Here is a 20,305-nt window from a genome sequence, read left to right as displayed (position 1 = left end):
CGCCCCCCCGGGGCAATGTAAATGATGAGGCCCCGGCTGCCGCCACTCCTCGCTCAATCAGATTGACCCTCCCGACAATTACGGTGAAAAAGTTCTCACCGCGGCTTGCCATCAGGACCATTCATGATAAAAATTCCTTTGGTTATCACTCCAAGTAAGAGGGATCAGGCATGAACATTCATGAGTATCAGGCCAAGGAAATTCTCTCCGTCTACTCCATTCCCGTACCGCGCGGCAGAGTGGCGCTCACCTCGGACCAGGTCGAGCGCGCGGCCAAGGAGTTGGGGGGGCACTGCGTGGTGAAGGCGCAGATCTATGCCGGCGGCAGGGGAAAGGGGGGAGGCGTCAAGGTGGTCCACCACCCCGAACAGGCCCAGGAACTCGGAAAGGAGCTCTTCGGGAAGAGGCTGGTGACGCCGCAGACCGGGCCGGAGGGGCTCAAGGTGCGCAGGATCCTGGTGGAGGAGGCCGTGGAGATCGCGCGGGAATTCTACCTCTCCATCACCCTCGATCGCGGCACCTCGCGCTACTGCCTGATCGCCAGCGCCGAAGGGGGGGTGGAGATCGAGGAGGTGGCGCGCCGCAGTCCCGAAAAGATCCACATGTTCAACATCGACCCGGCCACCGGGCTGCGTCCTTACCAGGCCAGAAAACTGGCCCTGAAGCTCGGGCTAACCGGGAGCATCTGCGAGGACTGCGTGGTCCTCATGCTGAACCTGTACCGGCTCTGCCTGGAGAAGGACTGCTTCCTGGTGGAGATCAACCCCCTGGTCGTCACCAGGGCCGGCTGGCTCCTCGCCATGGACGCGAAGATCAGCTTCGATGACAACGCTGTCTTCCGGCACCACGAGTATCCCGACATGATGGACTACTCGCAGCTCGACACGCTGGAGATCAACGCCGGGAAGTACGACCTCTCCTATATCAAGCTCCACGGCAACATCGGCTGCATGGTGAACGGCGCAGGTCTCGCCATGGCGACCCTGGACGTTCTGAAGGAGTACGGCGGCGAGCCGGCGAACTTCCTCGATGTCGGCGGCGGTGCGACACGGGAGAAGGTGGCGGAAGCCTTCAAGATCATCCTGGAGGACAGCGACGCCAAAGGGGTCTTCGTCAACATCTTCGGCGGGATCATGCGCTGCGATGTCATCGCGCAGGGGATCATCGAGGCGGCGGGTGAAATGAACTGCACCCTCCCGATCGTGGTGCGGATGGACGGCAGTCAGGTCGAGGAGGGCAAAAGGCTCCTGGCCGAGTCCGGCCTCAACGTCGAGTCCGCCGACAACCTCGGCGACGGCGCCTCAAGGATCGTCTCCATGGTCAAAGGGTAGCGGGGGAAAAGATGGCGATACTGATCAATAACGATTCGCGGGTGGTGGTGCAAGGGATCACCGGGAGGAGCGGGCTCTTCCATACGCAGATGTGCCGGGATTACGGCACCAAGATTGTGGCCGGAGTCACTCCCGGCAAAGGCGGGATCCACATCGAAGGGATTCCGGTCTTCAATACCGTGGAGGAGGCGGTGCGCTACACCAGCGCCAACGTCTCCATGATCTTCGTCCCGCCTCCGGGAGCCGCCGATGCCATCCTCGAGGCCTGCGACGCCGGGCTGCAACTCGCCGTCTGCATCACCGAAGGGATCCCGGTGAGAGACATGGTGCTGGCCCGCCACGTACAGGAGAGCAGTTCCACAAGGCTGGTAGGGCCGAACTGTCCGGGTGTGATCACCCCGGGGCAATGCAAGGTCGGCATCATGCCCGGCTACATCCACAAGGCCGGCCGCATCGGAGTGGTCTCGCGCAGCGGCACCCTCACCTACGAGGCGGTCAAGCAGATCAGCGACGCGGGGCTGGGCCAGTCGACCTGTGTCGGCATCGGCGGCGACCCCATTATCGGCATGAAGTTCATCGACGTGCTGCGGCTTTTCAACGAGGACCCCGATACCGACGGCGTCTTCATGATAGGCGAGATCGGCGGCGGCGCCGAGGAGGAAGCGGCCTACTGGATCAAGGAGCACATGAAGAAGCCGGTGGCTGCCTTCATCGCCGGGGTCACGGCCCCCCAGGGGAAACGGATGGGACATGCAGGCGCCATCATCACCGGGGGCAAGGGGCGGGCTGAGGACAAGATCAAGGCTCTTTCCGATGCGGGGGTCGCCGTATCGCCGAGCCCGACGAAGATGGGCTCTACCATGCTGGAGCTGATGAAGGGGGGGCCGCCCAGTATTTGAGAAGGGGAGCGGGACGGCTGAGAGCCGTGCGCGGCTGAGGTGAAGTCACCGCCCCCCCACCCCCCGTTAGGGGAGGGGGAGATGTCCACGGAGGGGAGATGGTATCGGGAAGGGTCACATAAAGAGCAGGAAGCCGTTGATGAACTCGACGATGCCGCAGGCGCCGACGATTACGCCCAGGACCCAGATGTACTTCTTCTTCAACAGGGCCGCCACCGAGGAGAACAGTATCGCTATCTGCAGGAAAATGACGGCCATGCCGAAGGCCTTCGAATGCAGCTGGGCCTCGTCCCTGATCGTCTCGAGCCTCTTCGCGTCGGCCTGGATCTTGGCCTTCTCGGCTTCGTACTTGGCGATCTTCGCGGAATAGCCATCTAGCTTGCGCCGGTATTCGTCGGCAAGCGCCGGCGGGATTGAATTACCGATAGTCTTTAACTGCATCTCCAGCTGGTCTTTCTGCATCTCATAGAGGTAGCCCTTGATGCTCTTTGACTGGAAGAAGGCCCATTGATCCGATGCCTGGGTCTGACTCAGGACGGAACGGGTCGAAAAGCCTCCTCCTTTGAATGTCGCCATCGTCGCGCAGACAGCAAGGATGATAGTTGTCAATGCAAGCCAGTTGAGCCATGGTTCTTTTTTTTCTTCAGCCATAGTTCCTCCCTACGTTTTATAGTCGGGCCATTATACACAAAACAACCAAACATCCTCCACCATTTTGGCGCCCATTGCAGAAGCTTTCGGCCATGATAAGGTATATAGCGTTTCTGACTGCGGGATAAACATGGAAGTCCCTGCTTTTCTATCCCCATGGAGAGTTGAATGGAAACCCTGCTCAGGGCATTAATAGTCGAAGATGCGACTGAGGACGCCCAGCTTATCATCAGGGAGCTGGAGAAGGGGGGCTATGACGTCCAGTTCCGGCGGGTGGACAGCGCGAAGGCGCTGCGGGACGCCCTGGACAACTCGACGTGGGACCTGGTGATCTGCGACTACGCCATGCCCGGCTTCGGCGGCCTCTCCGCGCTCGGGATCGTCAGGGGGAAGGGGCAGGACACGCCTTTCATCATGCTTTCAGGCAAGGTGGGCGAAGAGGCCGCAGCGGAAGCGATGCGTGCCGGGGCCGATGACTTCCTGCTGAAAGGGAACCTGTCGCGCCTGGTGCCGGCGGTGAAGAGGGAGCTGGCGGAGGCTGCCCTGCGCGCGGAGAACCGGCGCGCGGAGAAAGAGCTCCGGGACAAGCTGGACTTCATCCAGGTGCTGATCGACACCCTCCCCACCCCTATCTTCTACAACGATCCCAACGGCCTCTACCTCGGGTGCAACCGGGCCTTCGAGGAGCAGCTCGGGCTGAAGCGGGGCGAGATCATCAATAAGAGCATCTACGACATCCTGCCGCCGGACCTGGCCCAACTCTACTCCCGGGGAGAGGAGGAGCTGGACACCGGCTCTGGCCCTCATTCCTTCGAGGCCACCATCACCTGTGCGGGGGGCGAAAACCGCGACGTCATCTTCTACAGCGCCGTTTTCAACAACTCTGACAGCTCGGTAGGGGGCGTGGTCGGCGCCCTGCTCGACATCTCGGAAAGGAAGCGCTCGGAAAGCAGGCTGCGCTACCTGAGCACCCATGACATGCTGACCGGCATCTACAACCGGGCCTACTTCGACGAGGAGATGGACAGGCTGAAAAAAGGGAGGAAGTTCCCGGTCAGCATAGTGATGGCGGATGTGGACAGGCTGAAGGAAACGAACGACCAGCTAGGGCACGCTGCGGGAGATGAGCTCCTCAGGAAAACGGCAGAGGTCCTGAAGGGAGCCTTCCGCAGGGAGGATGTGGCCGCCCGCATCGGCGGTGACGAATTCGCCGCGCTCCTTCCCAACACCGACGAAGTGGCGCTCAAGGAAGCGATGGAGCGGCTCCAGCAGCACCTGATCCTGAGCAACCTGGAGCACGAAGGAAATCCGTTGAGCCTTTCCATCGGTGCCGCGACCGCCCACAGCGGAGAGGAGCTGATGGCGGCCTGGCGCATCGCCGACCAGCGGATGTACAGGCAAAAAAAAGGGCGCAGCGCCGGCAAATATGCCAATGCGCCGAGCCCCCAGCCCTCCTGGAAGATCACGGGACTTCCTGTACCTATCACGTGACACCACGTAGTTTAGCTATGAGCGGCCTTACGGACCGGTTCGCGCCTGGAAAGGCGCTCCTACAGACCATGCTGCCTTGATAGACCTGGACTTCCCCAGCCGATCCAATCTCAGCTGTGCCTCGACGAGTAGCCGGCGAAGCCTCGCATCAGGTGCTGCGCCTTCTCGTTCAGCGGGCTTGCCGGATACTCCTTGGCCAGCCTCGCCAGCATCGCCCTGCCCTGCGCTACCTCCCCCGCCTCGAGATAAGCCTTCCCAAGCAGGAACAAAGTCTCGTCGAGCTTCGGTGAGTTCCTGAAGCGAACCAGCGCCTCGTTCAGCCGCTTGATCGACGACTGGTACTTCCCGGTCCTGAGGTAGAAGTTCCCCACGTAGTTCTCATACTCCAGCTGCTTCAGGCGGCAGTCGGCCAGCTTCTCCCGCACCTCCGGAGCATACTGCGAATCCTGGTACTGATTCAGGAAGGACTCGAGGGTAACGACGGCGTTCTTGACCGGAGTCTGGTCTACGTCTATCCCGGTGATCTGGTGGTAATGGCTGAGTCCGGCGCGGTAGAGCGCGTAAGGGGCCTTCGGATTGGTGGGATGGAGCTTGCGGAAGTCTTCGTAGGCCGCGGCGGCCTCGATGTAGGACTTGTTGGCGTAATGGGCGTCGGCAATCTTCAGCTCGGCCTGCGTGGTCAGATCATTGGAGCTGTACGCCTCCTTGACCTTCTTGAAGTCGGCGATGGCTTCATCGTAGTTGCGTGAGGCGTAGGCGGCCTCGGCTTCCTTGAAGTAGGTCTCGGCGCTCTTCACCGGCGGCGGCGCGGAAGCGCAGGAGGCCAGCAGGGAAAAGGCGCAGCACACGGTGACGTATCGCAGGGCTCGCAAAGACATGACAGGACTCCTATTAGCGGAAACTTGACGCGGAGCTCATTGTATTGGAAAGTCCCTCTTTAGCAAAGGGGGATAATTCAGGCCTCTCCCCGGGGGAGAGAGTCAGGGTGAGGGGAGGCCGCCATCGCTGGTAGCCAACCCCTCACCCCAGACCTCTCACGGGGCGATGGGGAACGTCTTAGCCTCTGTTCAGACGCTTGCGCTTGTTGGGGTCGAGCTCCTTCTTCCTGAGCCTGATGGAGCTTGGGGTCACCTCGACGAGTTCGTCCTCGTCGATGAACTCAAGCGCCTGCTCGAGCGTCAGCAGACGCGGCGGTGTGAGCTTGATCGCATCGTCGGTGCCGGAGGCGCGCACGTTGGTGAGTTTCTTCCCTTTGCAGGGGTTCACCTCGAGGTCGTTGTCCTTGGCATGCTGACCGATGATCATGCCGCCGTAGACTTCGACGCCGGCGCCCAGGAAGAGGATGCCGCGCGGCTGGAGGGCGTCCAGCGAGTAAGCCGTGGTCTCGCCCTGCTCCATGGCGATCAGCACGCCGTTCTTCCTCCCCGGGATCTCGCCCTTGTAAGGCGCGTACTCGTGGAAGGTGTGCGTGATGACCGCGGTTCCCCTGCTCTCGGTGAGGAACTCGCCGCGCAGGCCGATCAGGCCGCGGGCGGGGACGATGAACTCGAGGCGGACGGTCTCGCCCATCGGCGTCATGGCAACCATCTCCCCCTTCCGCGGTCCCATCCGCTCGATGATGACCCCCTGATACTCGGAGAGGACGTCGACCACCAGGTATTCCATAGGCTCGTACTTCTTGCCGTCAACCTCCCGCATGATGACCTCGGGCTTGGAGACCGCCATCTCGAAACCTTCACGGCGCATGTTCTCGATCAGGATGGAGAGGTGCAGCTCGCCGCGTCCCGAGACCTGGAAGGTGTCCGCGGTGCCGGTATCCTCGACGCGCAGAGAGACGTTGGTCCTCAGCTCCCGGTCGAGGCGCTCGCGGATGTTTCTCGAGGTGACCAGCTTCCCCTCGCGCCCCGCGAACGGCGAGTTGTTGACGATGAAGTTCATGGAGAGGGTCGGCTCGTCGATGGCCACGTAGGGGAGCGCGATCGGAGTTTCAGCCGAAGCGAGCGTCTCGCCGATACCGACTTCGGTGAAACCGGCGATGGTGACGATGTCGCCGGTGAAGGCCTCGGCGATATCGACCTGCTTCAGGCCTTCGTACCCCAAAAGCTTGGTGACCCGGCCCTTGGAGATGCTGCCGTCACGCTTGATCAAGGCCACCGTCTCGCCGGCGGTTACCTTGCCGTTGAAGATCTTGCCGGTGGCGATGCGTCCGATGTAGTCGTTGTAGTCGATGTTGGTGACCAGGAGCTGGAAGGGCGCGTTGACGTCCCCTTCCGGCGGATGGACGTTGTCCTTGATCAGCTCGAAGAGCGGCTCCATGTTCTCGGAAGGCTGCTCCATCTCCCGCATCGCATAGCCCATCTTCGCGCTGGTGTAGCAGATGGCGAAATCGAGCTGCGCGTCGGAGGCCTGCAGTTCGCAGAAGAGGTCGAATACCATGTCGACCACCTCGGCGGGACGCGCCCCAGGGCGGTCCACCTTGTTGATGACGACGATCGGGCGAAGGCCCAGGTCGAGGGACTTCTTGAGGACGAAACGGGTCTGCGGCATGGGGCCGTCGAGGGCGTCCACCAGCAGCAGGACGGAGTCGACCATCTTCAGCACGCGCTCAACCTCGCCGCCGAAGTCGGCGTGGCCCGGGGTATCGACGATGTTGATCTTGTAGCCGCCGTGGTGGATGCTCAGGTTCTTGGCGAGGATGGTGATGCCGCGCTCTTTTTCCAGGTCGTTGGAGTCCATGACCCGTTCGGTAATGGCTTCGTTTTCCCGGAAGACGCCGGATTGTTTAAGCATAGCGTCGACGAGGGTGGTCTTGCCGTGGTCGACGTGGGCGATAATGGCTATGTTTCTGATCTTCTCCTGCATGTACTGGAGCTCCTTAGCTTTACACTTCCTAAAATGAAAAGACGAGCAGAGCGCCCGTCTTTAAAACAGCTCAATATGACATTTGTGGCCGGATTTTACAAGCTATTTTCTGATAACGCGCGGCCTTTTCCCCATCATCGCCATCTGCTTGGCCATGGCCTGCTTCTGAATGACCCCGATCGGCTCGAGGTGGAACTGCAGCCACATCTCGCCGTAGTTCTTCATCTTCAGCTTCTTCCCTTCCCGGCAAAGCTCCAGGTTCTGCCTGATGTTCTCGTCGCCGGGGAGCTTGGAGAGCCCCTTGGAGAGGGTCTCGCAGGCCTTCACGTTTTCGCCGATCTCGTTCAGGCAGTAGGCATAAAGACTCCAGAGGAGCGACTCCTTGGGCGAGGCGATGACCGCCTTGTCGAAGGTCTCCTTCATCTTGTCGATCTTGTTCCTCTTCATGTAGGTGACGGCGAGCATCCCCATGGTCACCCAGTTCTTGAAGAAGCCCTTCTCGAGGTACGGGAAGGCGGTCTTGAAATCCCGCCTGACGTAATAGACCATGCCGATGGCGGCGTTGATCTGGCTCTCCACGTAGATCTGCCACTTGGCGTACTTGAGCGCCTCCTTGAGGTCGCGGATCCCTTTGTCGAAGCGCTGGGCCTGGATGTCCTTCATGGCAGGCTCCATCATGTCCTGCAGCTTCTTGGTGACGATGCGCGCGATGATCAGGAAGCACCCGGCGAAGATCACCAGGGCGGCCAACAGGCCGGCCCACCAGTAGTGAAAGCCGGCGGGGATGGTGACCAGGAAAAAGGCGAGGAGCGCTGCGGCTCCGGAAATTATGAAATTGTACATCGTGGATATCCTCTCAAAGGGTCTAGTTGGAGTTTACTTACCCGGCCTGTCTCGCCTGGTACTTGGCGACGATGATCCGCTTGCCCGGCCTCAGCGCCACCCTCATCTTGAGGTTGTTCCAGGCAGAAAGAATCCGGGTGGTTACGTTGAAACGCTTGGCCAGCGAGAAGAGGGTGTCTCCCTTCTTCACGGTGTAGTACTTGACGACGTGCTGCGCCTGCGGCTCCGCCTTGGGCTCGACTTTCGCCCCCTTCGCCTGCTGCGGCTCCGCTTCCGCCGCAGCCACCTGAACCGGGATGGTCAGCACGCGCCCGCGCAGGGTCCGGGTCTTCTTCCCGAGATCGTTGACTTCGGCTATGGCGTGGGTTGTGGTGTTGAAGCGCCTGGCGATGGAGGCCAGGGTATCCTTCCGCTTGGCCCGGTACTGGACGTGCCGTACCCGCTCCGTGTAGCGCCCGCTTTCCGGGATCTTGGCGAACTCGGTCAGGAAGAGGCCGCTGGTGCCCTTGGGGATCTTCAGCTCGTACCCCGGATAGTCCGGCGGCGTCGAGAGACGGCGCAGTTCCGGGTTCAGTTCCCGGATGGTCTGGGTGCTGACCCCGCAGGACTTGGCCGCCACCTCGAGGTCGGTGCGGGAAGGGATCTTCACCACGTCGAATTCGATGGGGGGGAGGTAGGCGACGTCGGCGAAGCCGTACTTGCTCGGCTCCTTGGCGATGATCGCGGCAGCCAGCAGCTTGGGGACGTAGTCCTTGGTTTCGCGGGCGAGGTACTGGCCCTTGCTGAGCTCCCAGAAATCCCGGCTGTTGTACATGTTGATGGCGCGCAGGATCTTGTTCTCGCCGGCGTTGTAGCCGGCCGCGGCCAGGTACCAGTCCTTGTTGAACAGGCCGTAGAGCTCCTTGAGATATAGAGCGGCCGCCACCGTCGATTTCAGCGGGTCCCGCCTCTCGTCGATCCAGGAATCGATGCGCAGGGCGTAGCGCTTGCCGGTGGCGGACATGAACTGCCACGGCCCCACCGCGCTGGCCACGGAAAAGGCTCTCGGCAAGAAGCCGCTCTCGATCATGGCCAGGTAGACCAGGTCCTCGGGGAGCCCCTCCTTCTTGAGCACCGTCTTCATCATCGGGATGTAGCGCTCGCTCCTGGAGAGCCACTTGGCAAAGGAGTTATGGCCGGGGTTCTGAAAATAGCGGATGAAGTACTCGACTTTGCTGTTGAGGGTGAGCGGTATGTCCGACTCGGGGAGCTCTTCTTCCGGGAGCTGAAGATCCAACGTGTCGCCGGGGTCGTCGTCGGAGTCGTCATCGGAGAGCTCCGAGTGCGGCAACTCCAGCGCCTTGGTAAGCCCCGCCTCGGCGGTGGCGGAGGCCAGGAGCACCCTCCCCGTCCCTTGCTCGGCCTGTGCGTATTCGTGGTCGGCGCCGGAACCGCCCGGCAACTGGAAACCAAGTGCCGTGCAGGGGGCAAGGAGCGCGAGTATCAGGAGTATCGCCTTAGTCATTAATCCCCTTTTATGCTTTCTCCGCACAGGGGTGCGGGAGGTGCAGAATAGCGGAATTTGGCGCACTTGTCAATTTAAAGGGGTTTTGTCTGGTCCAGGCGGGGGAGTTGCGGGGTCTGCAGCCGGCGCTGCAGGTGCTGCCTCGGGACCGGCCGACTCTTCGCCCCGCGAGCCGCACCGAGGTCACGGGACGCCCGATCCGGAATGTAAAAGGCCCTTCTGCCAAGGATGACAGAGGGCCTTTTGATGAATCGAGCCCGCCGCAGTCGAGGGCGGAGGGACTCAGGGGAACGCCCGCCGTCTTTCCCCGGCGGGCTAACTAGGGCAACCCTCTTTGCAGTGGGTTACGGGGCGGATCATAAAGAAATTAGTCCACATTTCCTCGTTCTCCTTTTCCCTGGTGGATTTTATTTCCCTCGCTGTGTGGTTCCCGGAGGATGTCTCCAATATAATACCGCCCCTCTTCATTGTCAATGTGCGGCGATAATAAGAACGGTCAGGGCACTTTTTTTATTAGAGAAAGGAGCCAGCCGTCCTTGAGCTTCAGGGCACCGTGCGGGCAGAGTTCCCGGCAGCAGAAGCAGCGGATGCAGCGCTGGTAGTCGAAGCGAAGCCGGCCGCCCTGCACCCTGATTGCCTTGGGAGGACAAGCATTTACGCAGATGCCGCAGAGTTCGCACTGCTGCTGGATCGCCTCCGGCCGTGAGGTCAGCTGGTTGGTCAGCCTCGTTTTCAGCAAGCGCGGCAGCCCGAACTGGACGTCGGAGAGGTGGGGAAGTTTCAGGGGCCGGCACCGGGCTTCATTAGGAGAGAGCCCCCGACAGGCGATATCCTCCCTCCTCGAACCGGGGAGCCCGAGCTTCCTGGCGGCGTTCTCCACGTAGAGGAGCTTTTTGGGGATCGAGGCTATCTCGGCGGCGATGACATCGACGGCAACGGCATTTCCCCCCGCCAGCAGCAGCCCGACCTGGCAGGGGTCGCCGCTGCCGGGACCGTTTCCCTCCATGGCCACCACGGCATCGACGATGTTCAGATCGGGCCGGCGGAGCTGGTAGACCTCGAGCAGCATCCTGGCGAAGAGTTCCTTGTCCGCCCCCGCCTTCAGGTGCCAGGCCGCCTTCTGCGTCCCGACCACCGCCCCGAAGAGGTTCTTGACGCAGCAGGTCATGGTCATCATCTCGTGGGTCTTCAGCTTGGGCAGGTTGATCAGCCGGTCGGCCTCCAGGTAGGGCCGGGCCAGCTCGAACTCCCGGAAGATGCCGGACCCGGCCACGGCTGTGGTCTGGCTGAAAGGGACGAATTCGGCTCCCGTTTCCTCGATCACCTTCAGCATCCCCGAGCGCTCGGCCACCCGCCGGGCGCTTCCGATTCCCGGCGAATCCCCGACCAGGGCGACTCCCCCGGACTCCTGGACCAGCTCAATCACTGCCCGCAGCAGCTCCGGATGGGTGGTGACCGCAGCCTCAGGGGGCTTGGCAGAGAGCATGTTCGGCTTGACCAGCACCCGTTCCCCGGGCTTGACGAAGCTCTTCATCCCTCCCAGAGGCTCCAGCAACCGGACCACCCCATCCTTCATCAGGACCCGATCGTACTGCGGGACCCGCCCGATGCTTACTAATTCCATGATGGCACCATTCCAGAACCAGCCCCCCCGTCCCTTCCGTCGAAGGCGACGGTGCCCTGGCACGTCCTTAGCCCGTGCAGGCACCTGCCAGTCACGGTGGGGACGCCTGCTTTCGACACACAGAGACAAAGCGATCCCCTCACCTTCAAAGGGAGGGAGGGGGTGAGGATAGTCTGCCCTAAAGTTCAGTAAAGTCTTTCCAGGTAAAGGATCTAGTTGTAAAAGACCCCGCTGTTGGGTTATAGATTGATACCATGAAAGAGGCCGTGGATCAATTCATCCAGTATCTGGAGACGGAAAGAAATGTTTCCGGCCATACCGTCCTGGCCTACCGGAGCGACCTCGACCAATTCGCCACCTTCCTGGCAGGGAAAAAGGAGGGGGGAACCCCGCAAGACGTCGACCACCTGCTGATAAGGTCCTACCTGGCGCAGCTGCACAAGGGCCACAGCAAAAGCTCCATCGGCAGGAAACTCTCTGCCATCCGCGCTTTCTTCCGTTTCCTGCTGCGCGAGGGGCGACTGGAGAAGAACCCGGCAGAAGTGGTGGCCACCCCCAAGAAGGAAAAGCGCCTCCCCTTTCACATGAACATCGATCAGGTCTCGGCCCTCATGGATGCCCCTCCCGGAACGAGCGGCCTGCCGCTCAGAGACCGGGCCGTACTCGAATCGCTCTATTCCTGCGGCATCAGGGTCAGCGAGCTGACCGGGATGAACGTAGGCGACCTCGACATCGAGGGAGGTCTGGCACGGGTCCTGGGCAAGGGGGGAAAGGAGCGGATCGTGCCGGTAGGCTCCTTCGCCAGGGAGACGCTCGACGCCTACTTAGCGGAGCGTGGTAATCCTCCCGCGGGCGAGCCTCTCATTCTCAACGCCCGGGGGGGAAGGCTCACCCGGCGCAGCGTCGGCAGGATCATGGAGGCTCACATGCTGCTGATCGCCACCATGCGCAAGGCCTCTCCGCACACCCTGCGCCACTCCTTCGCCACGCACCTTCTGGAAGGAGGCGCCGACCTGCGCGCCATCCAGGAACTCCTGGGGCACGCCTCCCTTTCCACCACCCAGAAGTACACCCATGTCAGCATCGACCGCCTGATGGAGGTCTATGATCAGGCTCACCCGAAGGCGCGGGAAGCGCGACGAACCTTGAGGAAATAGACAGGACGGCAGCGGAGTCAATGTACTACCTATTCAGCAACATCAATCCGCTCCATCTGCTCTACCTTTTCTACGGGGCCTCCTTCCTTTTCCTGGGCGCCTCCATTTCCGCCAAGGAGATGAGGGGGAGCGATCTCCGTCTCGCCGACAGCCTCTGGCTCCTGGCCACCTTCGGCTTTGTCCACGGCGCGCGGGAATGGCTTGAGCTAGGCCCGCTGATCGAGGTGAACAGGCTCAGCTACCCGCAGCTTTTTTTCGCGAAGTCACTGGCCACCCTCCTCGACCTCGCCTCGTTCCTCTTCCTGCTCAGATTCGGCCTGTCGCTGCTGGAGGGACTAGGAGACGGCCGGCGTGTCAGGTGGGCCAAGGCGATGACCATTCCCCTTATCCTCGGCTGGGTAGGGGTGATCATCAAGATTCTTTGGCAGGACCCTTTGTCCATGCAGTCCCTCTTTGTGGCAGACCAGGCGACCAGGTTCGCTTTCGGCTTCTTCGGGGCGACGGTCACGGCGTACGGGCTGATAGCCAATGCCCGTGAGGTCCGACTGCTGAGCCCGGCAGCTGCCAGGAAGGTCTCCCTTACCGGGATCAGCTTCGGCTTTTACGCCCTCTTCACCGTCTACAACCAGGGCTACAGCTGGGTCCCGGCCCTCCCGGTCCCCATCGAGTTGCTGCGCGCCACTGCCGCCTTCTCCATCACCTTCTTCATCGTCACCGCCTTGTCGATCTTCGACATCGAAATGAGGAAGAAGATGGAACAGCAGGCCAGGCGCCTGGTGATGGCGGAAAAGCTGACTTCGCTGGGGCAGCTTGCGGCCGGTATCGCTCATGAGATAAACAACCCGCTGACCAATGCCTCGTTAGGGATCGAGAGGCTGAAGAGCCGGTTCGAGGGTGACGGCGGGGACCCGGAAATCGTCAGCAGGCTGACCGCGGTGGAGAAGAATATCGACCGCGCCTCGACCATCGCCCAGGAACTCCTCCAGTTCTCGCGCCAACGCGAAACCGACTTTGCCCCCCTGCGGATCAATCACGTGATCGATGGGGCGCTGACGCTCATGCATTACAAGTTGAGGGATGTCGAGGTCAAGGAACAACTCTCGCCCAGCCTCCCCGCCATAATGGGGGATGCGGGGAAGCTCCAGCAGGTACTGATCAACATCCTGTCCAACGGCGTCGAGGCCATGCCCAAAGGGGGCACCATCACCATCTCGACCGCCTCAATCCACGACATGGTGCAGGTGAAGGTCTCCGACACCGGCACCGGCATGGACGCTGATGATCTCTCGCGGGCCTTTGACCCGTTCTTCACCACCAAGGAAGTAGGCAGCGGCACCGGCCTCGGCCTGCCCATCTGCTATGGCATCATCAGGCAGCACAAGGGGAGCATCGAAATGACCAGCACCACCGGAATAGGAACGACCGTGGACATCAGGTTGCCGCGGGGAGGAGGAAAGTGAAGAAGATACTCGTTGTCGATGACGACCAGCAGTTACGGTCGTATGTGGTCGAGGTACTGGAGGCGGAAGGGTACGACACGGAGGAAGCCGGCTCCGGCAAGGAGGCCATGCACAAGATCAGGCACTCTCATTACGATGTGGTGCTGCTCGATTTCATGATGCCGGGGATGAATGGCCTGGAGGTCCTGGCGGAGCTGAAAAAAATTCTGCCCAGGCCGAAGGTCATCATGATCACCGCCTTCGCCACTGTGGAAAACGCCGTTGACGCCATCAAGACGGGGGCCACCGAATACCTGGTCAAGCCCTTCAAGGTGAAGGAACTGGTCGGCACGGTGCGGAGGGTGCTGGAGGAGGCCAGGTTCGAGGAAGGATTCAAGAAGCTGGAAGTCGATCAGGCGTTAAGCTCCGTCGCCAGCCCCATCCGCAGAACGATACTGATGCTGCTGCAGGCCAGCACCGCCGTACGCCTCATGGACATCACCCGGTCGCTGGGCATCGAGGATCATACCAAGGTGGTATTCCACCTGAAGATCCTGCGCGAAGCGGGCATGGTCCAGCAGAACGATGATAAATCGTACCTCCTCACCCGTGAAGGGGACAGGATGGCCGAATACCTGAAAACCATGGAGCAGACCCTCTTTTTGTAGCCGTCAGTGGCTATGCTGCAGGACGCAAGAGTCAAGGTCCCCCGTCCCGCGGGGGCTCTTGGGACCGTGCTGCCGACCAGGGAGCGAGGAAGCAGCCGCACCACAATACCCGGCCCCGCTCTTACCTCAAGGACCTTCTTCTAATTAGAGACGCAGACAGAACCGTCTAATAATGTAGACATTTATAGAAATTGCGTGTAAAACTAATGAGCTCAAGGGCAGATCTCCGGTGACTTGCCCTCGGGAGAAGATCGGAAGTAAGCGCAGGCCCCATCGGATGGCATGAGAAACGAGAGAGGACGATGAAGAAGCTGGGAGTCGCAGTAGGGATCGTGTCCGTAATGATCTCCACAACCGCATCGGCACTGACTTTCACCGGGACCAACGTTCCCAAGGCAGGGGTTGTGGCTTCCATGCACAACATGAACCTGTACACGGAGAACGTCAAGGACCCGGAGGGCCGCGTCTGCGCCTTCTGCCACACTCCGCACCACGCGCTCCCCGACACCACCTCCGGGAAACTGGCCGATTACCTCCCGCTGTGGTCCCACAAGCTCACCACCCAGGAGTCCTTCGTTCCCTACTGGACCCCGACCGTCAACGTCACCATCACCAACCCGCTCGCCGGCCCGACCATGCTCTGCATGAGCTGCCATGACGGCGTCATCGCGGTCGACGAGCACTACAGTAACGGAGCCGCCACCAACAAGCTCACCAGCGACGCCTTCGGCGGCTCCGCCGTCGGTCTCGCCAACTACGACGGCCTTCCCGGTTCCACCAACCTCTCCAACGACCACCCCGTCGGTTTCCTGTACTCCGAAGCACTCACCAACCATCCCGGGGAACTCAAGGACGAGACCAACACCTTCCTGGGGGGATCCAAGCGCATCGGGGAACGGCTCACCAGGGGGGTCTTCACCTGCGCCTCCTGCCACGATGTCCACAACAAGGACAACGTGGCCAGCACCATCCCCGGAGCAACCCGCAACTATTTCCTGCTGGCCGACAAGAACGGCTCGATGCTCTGCCTGTCCTGCCACATCAAGTAGAGAACGATCCCCCACATTGACGCACCAAAGCCTGGTTCCGATCCGCCCTTCGGGGGGGGGTGCGACTAAGCAAGCCTGCTTATAAAAAGAGGCCCCGCCGTTTCCGGCGGGGCCTCTTTTATTGCTGGTCTGGAACCCGCTGCTATTCGCAGAGGTCGATCTTCACGTCCCAGTTCTTGAGCTTCATGGTGCCGTTGCGCTCGAGGTTGAGGTGCATCTTGAAGGCACGGTCCCAAAGCTGCGGCTCGTGGCCCACTTTCCTTTTGAGGCAGTCGGCCTCGGCGATGTTGAGGTACTCGGTGAGCTGCGCCTTGTACTCCGGATGAGCGCACTTCTCGATGATTCTCCTGGCGCGGTCCTTCGGAGCCAGGCCGCGGAGGTCAGCCAGACCCTGCTCGGTGACCACGCAGTCGAGGTCGTGCTCGGTGTGGTCGATGTGCGAGCAGTGCGGCACCACGCAGGAGATACCGGTCGGGTCGGTCTTCGACGGACGGGAAGACGGGGTGTGCATGATCTTCAGGAAGCCGTTCCGCAGGAAGTCGCCGGAGCCGCCGATGCCGTTGATCATGCGGGTACCGCCCACCAGGGTGGAGTTGGCGTGTGCGTAGATGTCGATCTCAACCGGCGTATTCATCGCGATGCAACCCAGACGGCGGATCGGCTCGGGAGCGTTCGAGATGGAGAGCGGACGCAGGGTGATCTTGTCGAAGTACTTGTCCATGTTCTCGAAGAAGCGCGGGAAACCCGGGGTCGCCGAGAGGGAGAGCGAGCAGGAAGAAGCGTGGTCCAGCTTGCCGGAGTCGAACAGGTCAAGCATGGTGTCCTGCAGAACCTCGGTGTAGACCGTCAGGTTGCTGAAGGGACCCTTGGCCAGGCCGCCGATAACCGCGTTGGCGATGGAGCCGACGCCCGACTGCAGGGGAAGGAGGTTCTTCGGAAGACGCCCTGCCTTCACTTCCTGGGTGAAGAACTCGATGACGTGGCCGGCAATGGCCTCGGAGGTGTCATCCTGCTCGGCGAAGGCACGGCCCTGGTCGCGCAGCTTGGACTCGACCACTGCGATGATCTTGCTGGGATCGCAGGGGATGTAGGGGGTGCCGATCCTGGAGCTCGCATGGGTGATGTTCAGCACCTGGCGGTTCGGCGGATGGAGGCAGGAGATGTTGTCGTGGATCCCTTCGAAGGAAGGCTGTCCGGTGTTCACCTCGACGATGATCCTGTCGCAGATCATCAGGATCTCCGGGATGACGCCGCAGGAAGAGGTCGGGACCAGGCCGCCGTCTTCGGTGATGGCGGAAACTTCGATGATGGCGAGATCAATCTTGCCGGTCTCGGAGTCCTTGGTGTAGTAGCCGTAGCCGAGGTCCTGCGCGAAGAGGGAGAGGTGCTTGTCGCCCATGCGGATCTCGCCGGTGTTGATGCCAGCGGCGATGTCCTTGCCGGTCTGGTAAGGCCAGCGACGGTCGATCATCTTGTTCTGAGCCCAACGGTTCTCGGTCTCGGCCCCGACGGAGGCGCCGATGAAGAGGTTGAACTTCAGCTTGCCCTGCAGGTTGTTCTTCTCGACATGTTCAGCAAGGGCGATGGGCACCACTTTCGGGTAACCGGCGGGGGTGAACCCGGACCAGCCAAGGTTCATGCCGTTTTTGAAGAACTGAATGGTCTCTTCCGGCTTCATCACCTTGCTCAGCAGGGACTTGCAACGCACGCGGTCTTGGAGTGTTCCGTAATCCGACATCTTCTTCCTCCTGTTTGGTTTTGGTGTCTACAGACAAAAGCCTGCTAAGCCACTAATGCAGCTGACATTTGTGCATCCCGAAGGTGTTGCCGCCGCCTCCGGTGGTGCGAGTTAAAGCTGATTTGTTTTAGGGAAAGTAGAACCGGATTCTACTTAACAGGTTCCCCATAGTCAAGGCTAAAAAATAGACCTCTCCGGAGGGGCGGCTGTACGAGCTGCGATAAGAACCTGTTTTACGCAATGGCGCGGATTTGCCGCCTCCCACAGAGGCCGATCGCGCCAATGGCGTATACAGAACGCACTCTAATCTTATCGGGCTTTCTCGTCAAGCCAAAAAACGAGGAAGACTGCAAAGTTCCGCTGTTTCGGGCTGTTTGGTGCGGAAAGGGGCGAATTGGGGCGGGAGGGATTCTTTTGCGTGAGGGGAGAGGACCGTGTTTGAGGAGGCGGAGCCAGCTCATGTTAAAGTTCGGGCTTCAATCGAACGAACGTTCGATTGAAGCCCTTGTTTCATACCAGCATTTGTAAAACGAGAGACCGCGATCTCCTTTGACGTTTTCACCGCACCACGCCGGCCCCGTTATCGGCTTTGTATCCGATCCGTACCGCACCCCAGTGCCTGTTGTTGAAGTAGATCGGGGTGGAGAGGTCGTTCATGATTTCTCCGGTGTCCCTCATGTAGGTCTGCAGCAGGAAAGGCTCGGTGTTCCGGGCTCCCTTGAGGCCGGTTTTGTCGTTGAAAACCCTCTTGGTCCGGTTGTTGTCCCTGTCCTTTTCCGGGTCGCCGGTCAAGGGCTTGCTGTACCTTAGGTTGTGACTTGCTACGTAGCCGTTGTCGTCGACGCAGATCACGAAGAAGAGGGTACCCTGGCGGGAGAGGATCTCCTCCTGCAGGGGCAGGATGAACTGGTCGAAGAACTTGTCGTAGGCTGTGTTGTATTTTTGCGGTGAGGTGTTGGCGATGGGGCGATAATTGCGGTCGAAGAGGTCGGCTACGGCAATTCTCTTCTCCGCGACACCCTTTTCCAGCGTCGCCACTACCTTGTCCCTCAGCTCGGCAGCCAAGGCCTTGATGACGTCATGCCTGTTGCCGACGCTGAACTTGCCGACGGTGGCGAAGATCTTCTCGGCCACCCCGGTGAGGATGTTGAAGGACCGGTCGCTTTCCACCATGTCCTGATGCACGACCGTGGCCGATTCGGAGACGTTGTGGATCTTGTCGGATATCTCACCGGTGGTGGCGCTCTGCTCCTCGGTGGCCGAGGCGATCTGGTTGATCAGTACTGCCGTGTCGCCAGCCAGCGCCAGGATCCTTTCCAGGCACTCCTTGGCCGCCGCGGCCTTCGCCACCCCCTCTTCGACCCGCTCCTGCTCCTCCACGATCGAGGAGGCCGCTTCACGGCTCTCGCTCTGGATGTTGATGATGATCTTGGCGATCTCCTTGGTCGAGGTGGCCGTCTTCTCCGAGAGCATCTTGACCTCGTCGGCCACCACGGCGAAGCCGCGTCCGTGCTCCCCTGCGCGCGCTGCCTCGATGGCCGCATTGAGGGCGAGGAGCTTGGTCTGGTCGGCGATGTCCTCGATCAGGTTGATGATGTCCCCGATCTTGCCCGAGGAAGACTCCAGCTTGTCGACCGTGCTCAGGGTCTTGGCCACGTTGTCCCTGACCGTCACGATACTTTGGCAGACACCGTCTACCACCGCCATCCCCTCGTTGGCTGCCTGGTCGACCTCCGCGGAAAAGCCCGCTGCCTGGTGGGTATTGCCCGCCACGATGTTGAGGGTGGCAGCCATCTGCTCGGAAGCTACCGCAACCGTCTGCGAGCGGTCCTTCTGTTCCGCTGCCGAGACCACCGTCCTGCGGGTGAGGTTGGAGACCTCGCAAAGCGAGATGGAGATGCTTTCCGCCAACTGGTAAAGCACCGTTATCGTCTCGCGCAGCTTCGTGATCAGGTGATTGATGTGCGCGGCGAGCTCGCCGATCTCGTCGTCGGAGCGGACCTCTATCTCCTTGGTCAGGTCCCCCTCACCCGCCGCTATATCCTTCAGCTTGCTGGAGAAGTCACAGACATCCCTCACCACGGTCTTGTTGAAGAAGAAATACATGCAGATCAGCATGCCGAAGAAAAAACAGAGCCCCACCGCCAGCAGGATGCCGATCATCCTAACCGCACTCTGGTACCCCTCCTCCATGGAAGAGGTGATGAGCAGGGCGCCGCGGTACTTCTCTGCGGCATCATGGCACTGTTTGCAGCGCTCCTCGTTCACCAGCGGCACCACTTCGCGAAGAGTATGGCTGCCGTTCTCTACCTGGCGCGTCTCCAGGCGCTTCCCTGCCGAGAGCGCCTTGAGAACCTCGGGGTTGGTTTCGCCGCTGGAGGCCCCGTTTTCCTTCCCCTCGTTGTTGTAGATCTTCAGGGTGAAACCGAACTGGTCCTTGGCCACCTTGGCGAGGTTGAGGACGCCCTTGGAATCGTCCTTCATCATGAATTCGCAGATTTCATTGATGATGACCTTGGACATGGTGCGGCTGTTCCTCTGCTGCAGGTCCATGCTTGCCTGGTACTGGATCCAGAGGGCCAGCACCCCCACGATGCTGAGTCCCACGAAAAGGGTGGCTCCGATTATGCCAAGGATCTTCTTCATCAGCTTGCTTTTGAACATCAGGCTTCCTCCATGTTCCAAACACTGTTAGTTCATTGCTATCGGCGATTGAGGATGCAACTTTAGCCTTTGCGAGAGATTATTCCGCCAACGACCTTAGCCACCTCCAATAGTCAGCCAGGTTAACATTCACTCATACAATACGATTTGTAGCTCGGCGGTGGCTAGAACTGCTTTCGCCGCGACCACTTTTCTAACAGTGACAGCAGGCGCTGTAACAGGTGGTTCAACAAAGGCTCCACGGCTTCTCTTATCCTTCTCTTCTTGAGGGCGACCTGTGTTAGCAAGAGAATATATTCCATCATGATCAGAACTTGACCCGTATCAAAGATTTTCAAAGAGGGAGTGGTATTCTTTTGAGCAGGCGGGCAACGAAGGAGGAGTA

At 60.5% G+C, this 20,305-nt stretch carries 16 protein-coding genes; 7 read left to right on the top strand and 9 right to left on the bottom strand.

Features of this window, described 5'->3' with window-relative positions; translation table 11 throughout:
• The first annotated feature begins 170 nt into the window (after positions 1–170).
• Positions 171–1,331: an ADP-forming succinate--CoA ligase subunit beta gene (sucC, locus tag AC11W3_RS05135; RefSeq protein ID WP_484089525.1), complete on the top strand. Its 1,161-nt coding sequence runs from the start codon at positions 171–173 to the stop codon at positions 1,329–1,331.
• Positions 1,332–1,342: 11 nt separating this feature from the next.
• Positions 1,343–2,230, top strand: a complete 888-nt coding sequence (sucD, locus tag AC11W3_RS05130) for a succinate--CoA ligase subunit alpha (protein ID WP_484089524.1) — start codon at positions 1,343–1,345, stop codon at positions 2,228–2,230.
• Positions 2,231–2,344: 114 nt separating this feature from the next.
• On the opposite strand, the gene AC11W3_RS05125 is transcribed toward sucD, so the two are convergent.
• Entirely contained in the window at positions 2,345–2,881 is a 537-nt protein-coding gene (locus AC11W3_RS05125; RefSeq protein WP_484089523.1) for a DUF4337 domain-containing protein, read from the bottom strand.
• 168 nt (positions 2,882–3,049) lie between these two features.
• Here AC11W3_RS05125 and AC11W3_RS05120 point away from each other — a divergent pair, with 168 nt between their 5' ends.
• Positions 3,050–4,372: a sensor domain-containing diguanylate cyclase gene (locus AC11W3_RS05120; protein WP_484089522.1), complete on the top strand. Its 1,323-nt coding sequence runs from the start codon at positions 3,050–3,052 to the stop codon at positions 4,370–4,372.
• Between the two features lie 110 nt (positions 4,373–4,482).
• Here the strand turns inward: AC11W3_RS05120 and AC11W3_RS05115 are convergent, their stop codons facing one another.
• The 5 genes from AC11W3_RS05115 to AC11W3_RS05095 form a co-directional block, all read right to left on the bottom strand.
• Complete coding sequence (locus AC11W3_RS05115) at positions 4,483–5,250, bottom strand: outer membrane protein assembly factor BamD (protein WP_484089521.1); 768 nt, start codon at positions 5,248–5,250, stop codon at positions 4,483–4,485.
• A gap of 178 nt (positions 5,251–5,428) precedes the next feature.
• Positions 5,429–7,234 (bottom strand): translational GTPase TypA, encoded by a 1,806-nt coding sequence (gene typA, locus AC11W3_RS05110; protein WP_484089520.1) that lies wholly within the window; start codon positions 7,232–7,234, stop codon positions 5,429–5,431.
• Positions 7,235–7,336: 102 nt separating this feature from the next.
• A complete protein-coding gene (locus tag AC11W3_RS05105) occupies positions 7,337–8,077 on the bottom strand; it encodes a hypothetical protein (protein ID WP_484089519.1) in 741 nt (246 codons plus the stop codon).
• Between the two features lie 37 nt (positions 8,078–8,114).
• Complete coding sequence (locus AC11W3_RS05100; protein WP_484089518.1) at positions 8,115–9,581, bottom strand: lytic transglycosylase domain-containing protein; 1,467 nt, start codon at positions 9,579–9,581, stop codon at positions 8,115–8,117.
• Positions 9,582–10,077: 496 nt separating this feature from the next.
• Complete coding sequence (locus AC11W3_RS05095; RefSeq protein ID WP_484089517.1) at positions 10,078–11,205, bottom strand: DUF362 domain-containing protein; 1,128 nt, start codon at positions 11,203–11,205, stop codon at positions 10,078–10,080.
• A gap of 254 nt (positions 11,206–11,459) precedes the next feature.
• Between AC11W3_RS05095 and xerC the strand changes: the two genes are divergently transcribed.
• From xerC to AC11W3_RS05075, 4 genes are all read left to right on the top strand, one after another.
• The gene (gene xerC, locus AC11W3_RS05090) at positions 11,460–12,362 is read left to right on the top strand and encodes a tyrosine recombinase XerC (RefSeq protein WP_484089516.1); all 903 of its coding nucleotides are present in this window, start codon (positions 11,460–11,462) and stop codon (positions 12,360–12,362) included.
• A 20-nt stretch (positions 12,363–12,382) separates the two neighbouring features.
• A complete protein-coding gene (locus AC11W3_RS05085; protein WP_484089515.1) occupies positions 12,383–13,822 on the top strand; it encodes a sensor histidine kinase in 1,440 nt (479 codons plus the stop codon).
• Positions 13,819–14,469, top strand: coding sequence for a response regulator (locus AC11W3_RS05080; protein ID WP_484092592.1), 651 nt, complete (start codon positions 13,819–13,821; stop codon positions 14,467–14,469). Before AC11W3_RS05085 ends, AC11W3_RS05080 begins: the two co-directional genes overlap by 4 nt.
• A gap of 302 nt (positions 14,470–14,771) precedes the next feature.
• Complete coding sequence (locus tag AC11W3_RS05075; RefSeq protein ID WP_484089513.1) at positions 14,772–15,518, top strand: hypothetical protein; 747 nt, start codon at positions 14,772–14,774, stop codon at positions 15,516–15,518.
• 142 nt (positions 15,519–15,660) lie between these two features.
• Here the strand turns inward: AC11W3_RS05075 and scpC are convergent, their stop codons facing one another.
• The 3 genes from scpC to AC11W3_RS05060 form a co-directional block, all read right to left on the bottom strand.
• Entirely contained in the window at positions 15,661–17,256 is a 1,596-nt protein-coding gene (gene scpC / locus AC11W3_RS05070) for a succinyl-CoA:acetate CoA-transferase ScpC (RefSeq protein WP_484092591.1), read from the bottom strand.
• Between the two features lie 558 nt (positions 17,257–17,814).
• A complete protein-coding gene (locus tag AC11W3_RS05065) occupies positions 17,815–19,920 on the bottom strand; it encodes a methyl-accepting chemotaxis protein (protein WP_484089511.1) in 2,106 nt (701 codons plus the stop codon).
• Between the two features lie 164 nt (positions 19,921–20,084).
• A partial coding sequence (locus AC11W3_RS05060; protein WP_484092590.1) for a hypothetical protein occupies positions 20,085–20,305 on the bottom strand: 221 nt, incomplete at its 5' end.

The sequence above is a fragment of the Geomonas sp. genome, assembly GCF_056994735.1.
Note: the sequence above shows the minus strand (reverse complement) of the source record. Positions and strands in the feature narration are given on the sequence as shown.

What these genes read in the sequence shown, in the direction of transcription:
- sucC (WP_484089525.1), top strand. Translation starts at nt 171, where the DNA reads ATGAACATTCATGAGTATCAGGCCAAGGAAATTCTCTCCGTCTACTCC.
- sucD (WP_484089524.1), top strand. Translation starts at nt 1,343, where the DNA reads ATGGCGATACTGATCAATAACGATTCGCGGGTGGTGGTGCAAGGGATC.
- AC11W3_RS05125 (WP_484089523.1), bottom strand. Translation starts at nt 2,881, where the DNA reads ATGGCTGAAGAAAAAAAAGAACCATGGCTCAACTGGCTTGCATTGACA.
- AC11W3_RS05120 (WP_484089522.1), top strand. Translation starts at nt 3,050, where the DNA reads ATGGAAACCCTGCTCAGGGCATTAATAGTCGAAGATGCGACTGAGGAC.
- AC11W3_RS05115 (WP_484089521.1), bottom strand. Translation starts at nt 5,250, where the DNA reads ATGTCTTTGCGAGCCCTGCGATACGTCACCGTGTGCTGCGCCTTTTCC.
- typA (WP_484089520.1), bottom strand. Translation starts at nt 7,234, where the DNA reads ATGCAGGAGAAGATCAGAAACATAGCCATTATCGCCCACGTCGACCAC.
- AC11W3_RS05105 (WP_484089519.1), bottom strand. Translation starts at nt 8,077, where the DNA reads ATGTACAATTTCATAATTTCCGGAGCCGCAGCGCTCCTCGCCTTTTTC.
- AC11W3_RS05100 (WP_484089518.1), bottom strand. Translation starts at nt 9,581, where the DNA reads ATGACTAAGGCGATACTCCTGATACTCGCGCTCCTTGCCCCCTGCACG.
- AC11W3_RS05095 (WP_484089517.1), bottom strand. Translation starts at nt 11,205, where the DNA reads ATGGAATTAGTAAGCATCGGGCGGGTCCCGCAGTACGATCGGGTCCTG.
- xerC (WP_484089516.1), top strand. Translation starts at nt 11,460, where the DNA reads ATGAAAGAGGCCGTGGATCAATTCATCCAGTATCTGGAGACGGAAAGA.
- AC11W3_RS05085 (WP_484089515.1), top strand. Translation starts at nt 12,383, where the DNA reads ATGTACTACCTATTCAGCAACATCAATCCGCTCCATCTGCTCTACCTT.
- AC11W3_RS05075 (WP_484089513.1), top strand. Translation starts at nt 14,772, where the DNA reads ATGAAGAAGCTGGGAGTCGCAGTAGGGATCGTGTCCGTAATGATCTCC.
- scpC (WP_484092591.1), bottom strand. Translation starts at nt 17,256, where the DNA reads ATGTCGGATTACGGAACACTCCAAGACCGCGTGCGTTGCAAGTCCCTG.
- AC11W3_RS05065 (WP_484089511.1), bottom strand. Translation starts at nt 19,920, where the DNA reads ATGTTCAAAAGCAAGCTGATGAAGAAGATCCTTGGCATAATCGGAGCC.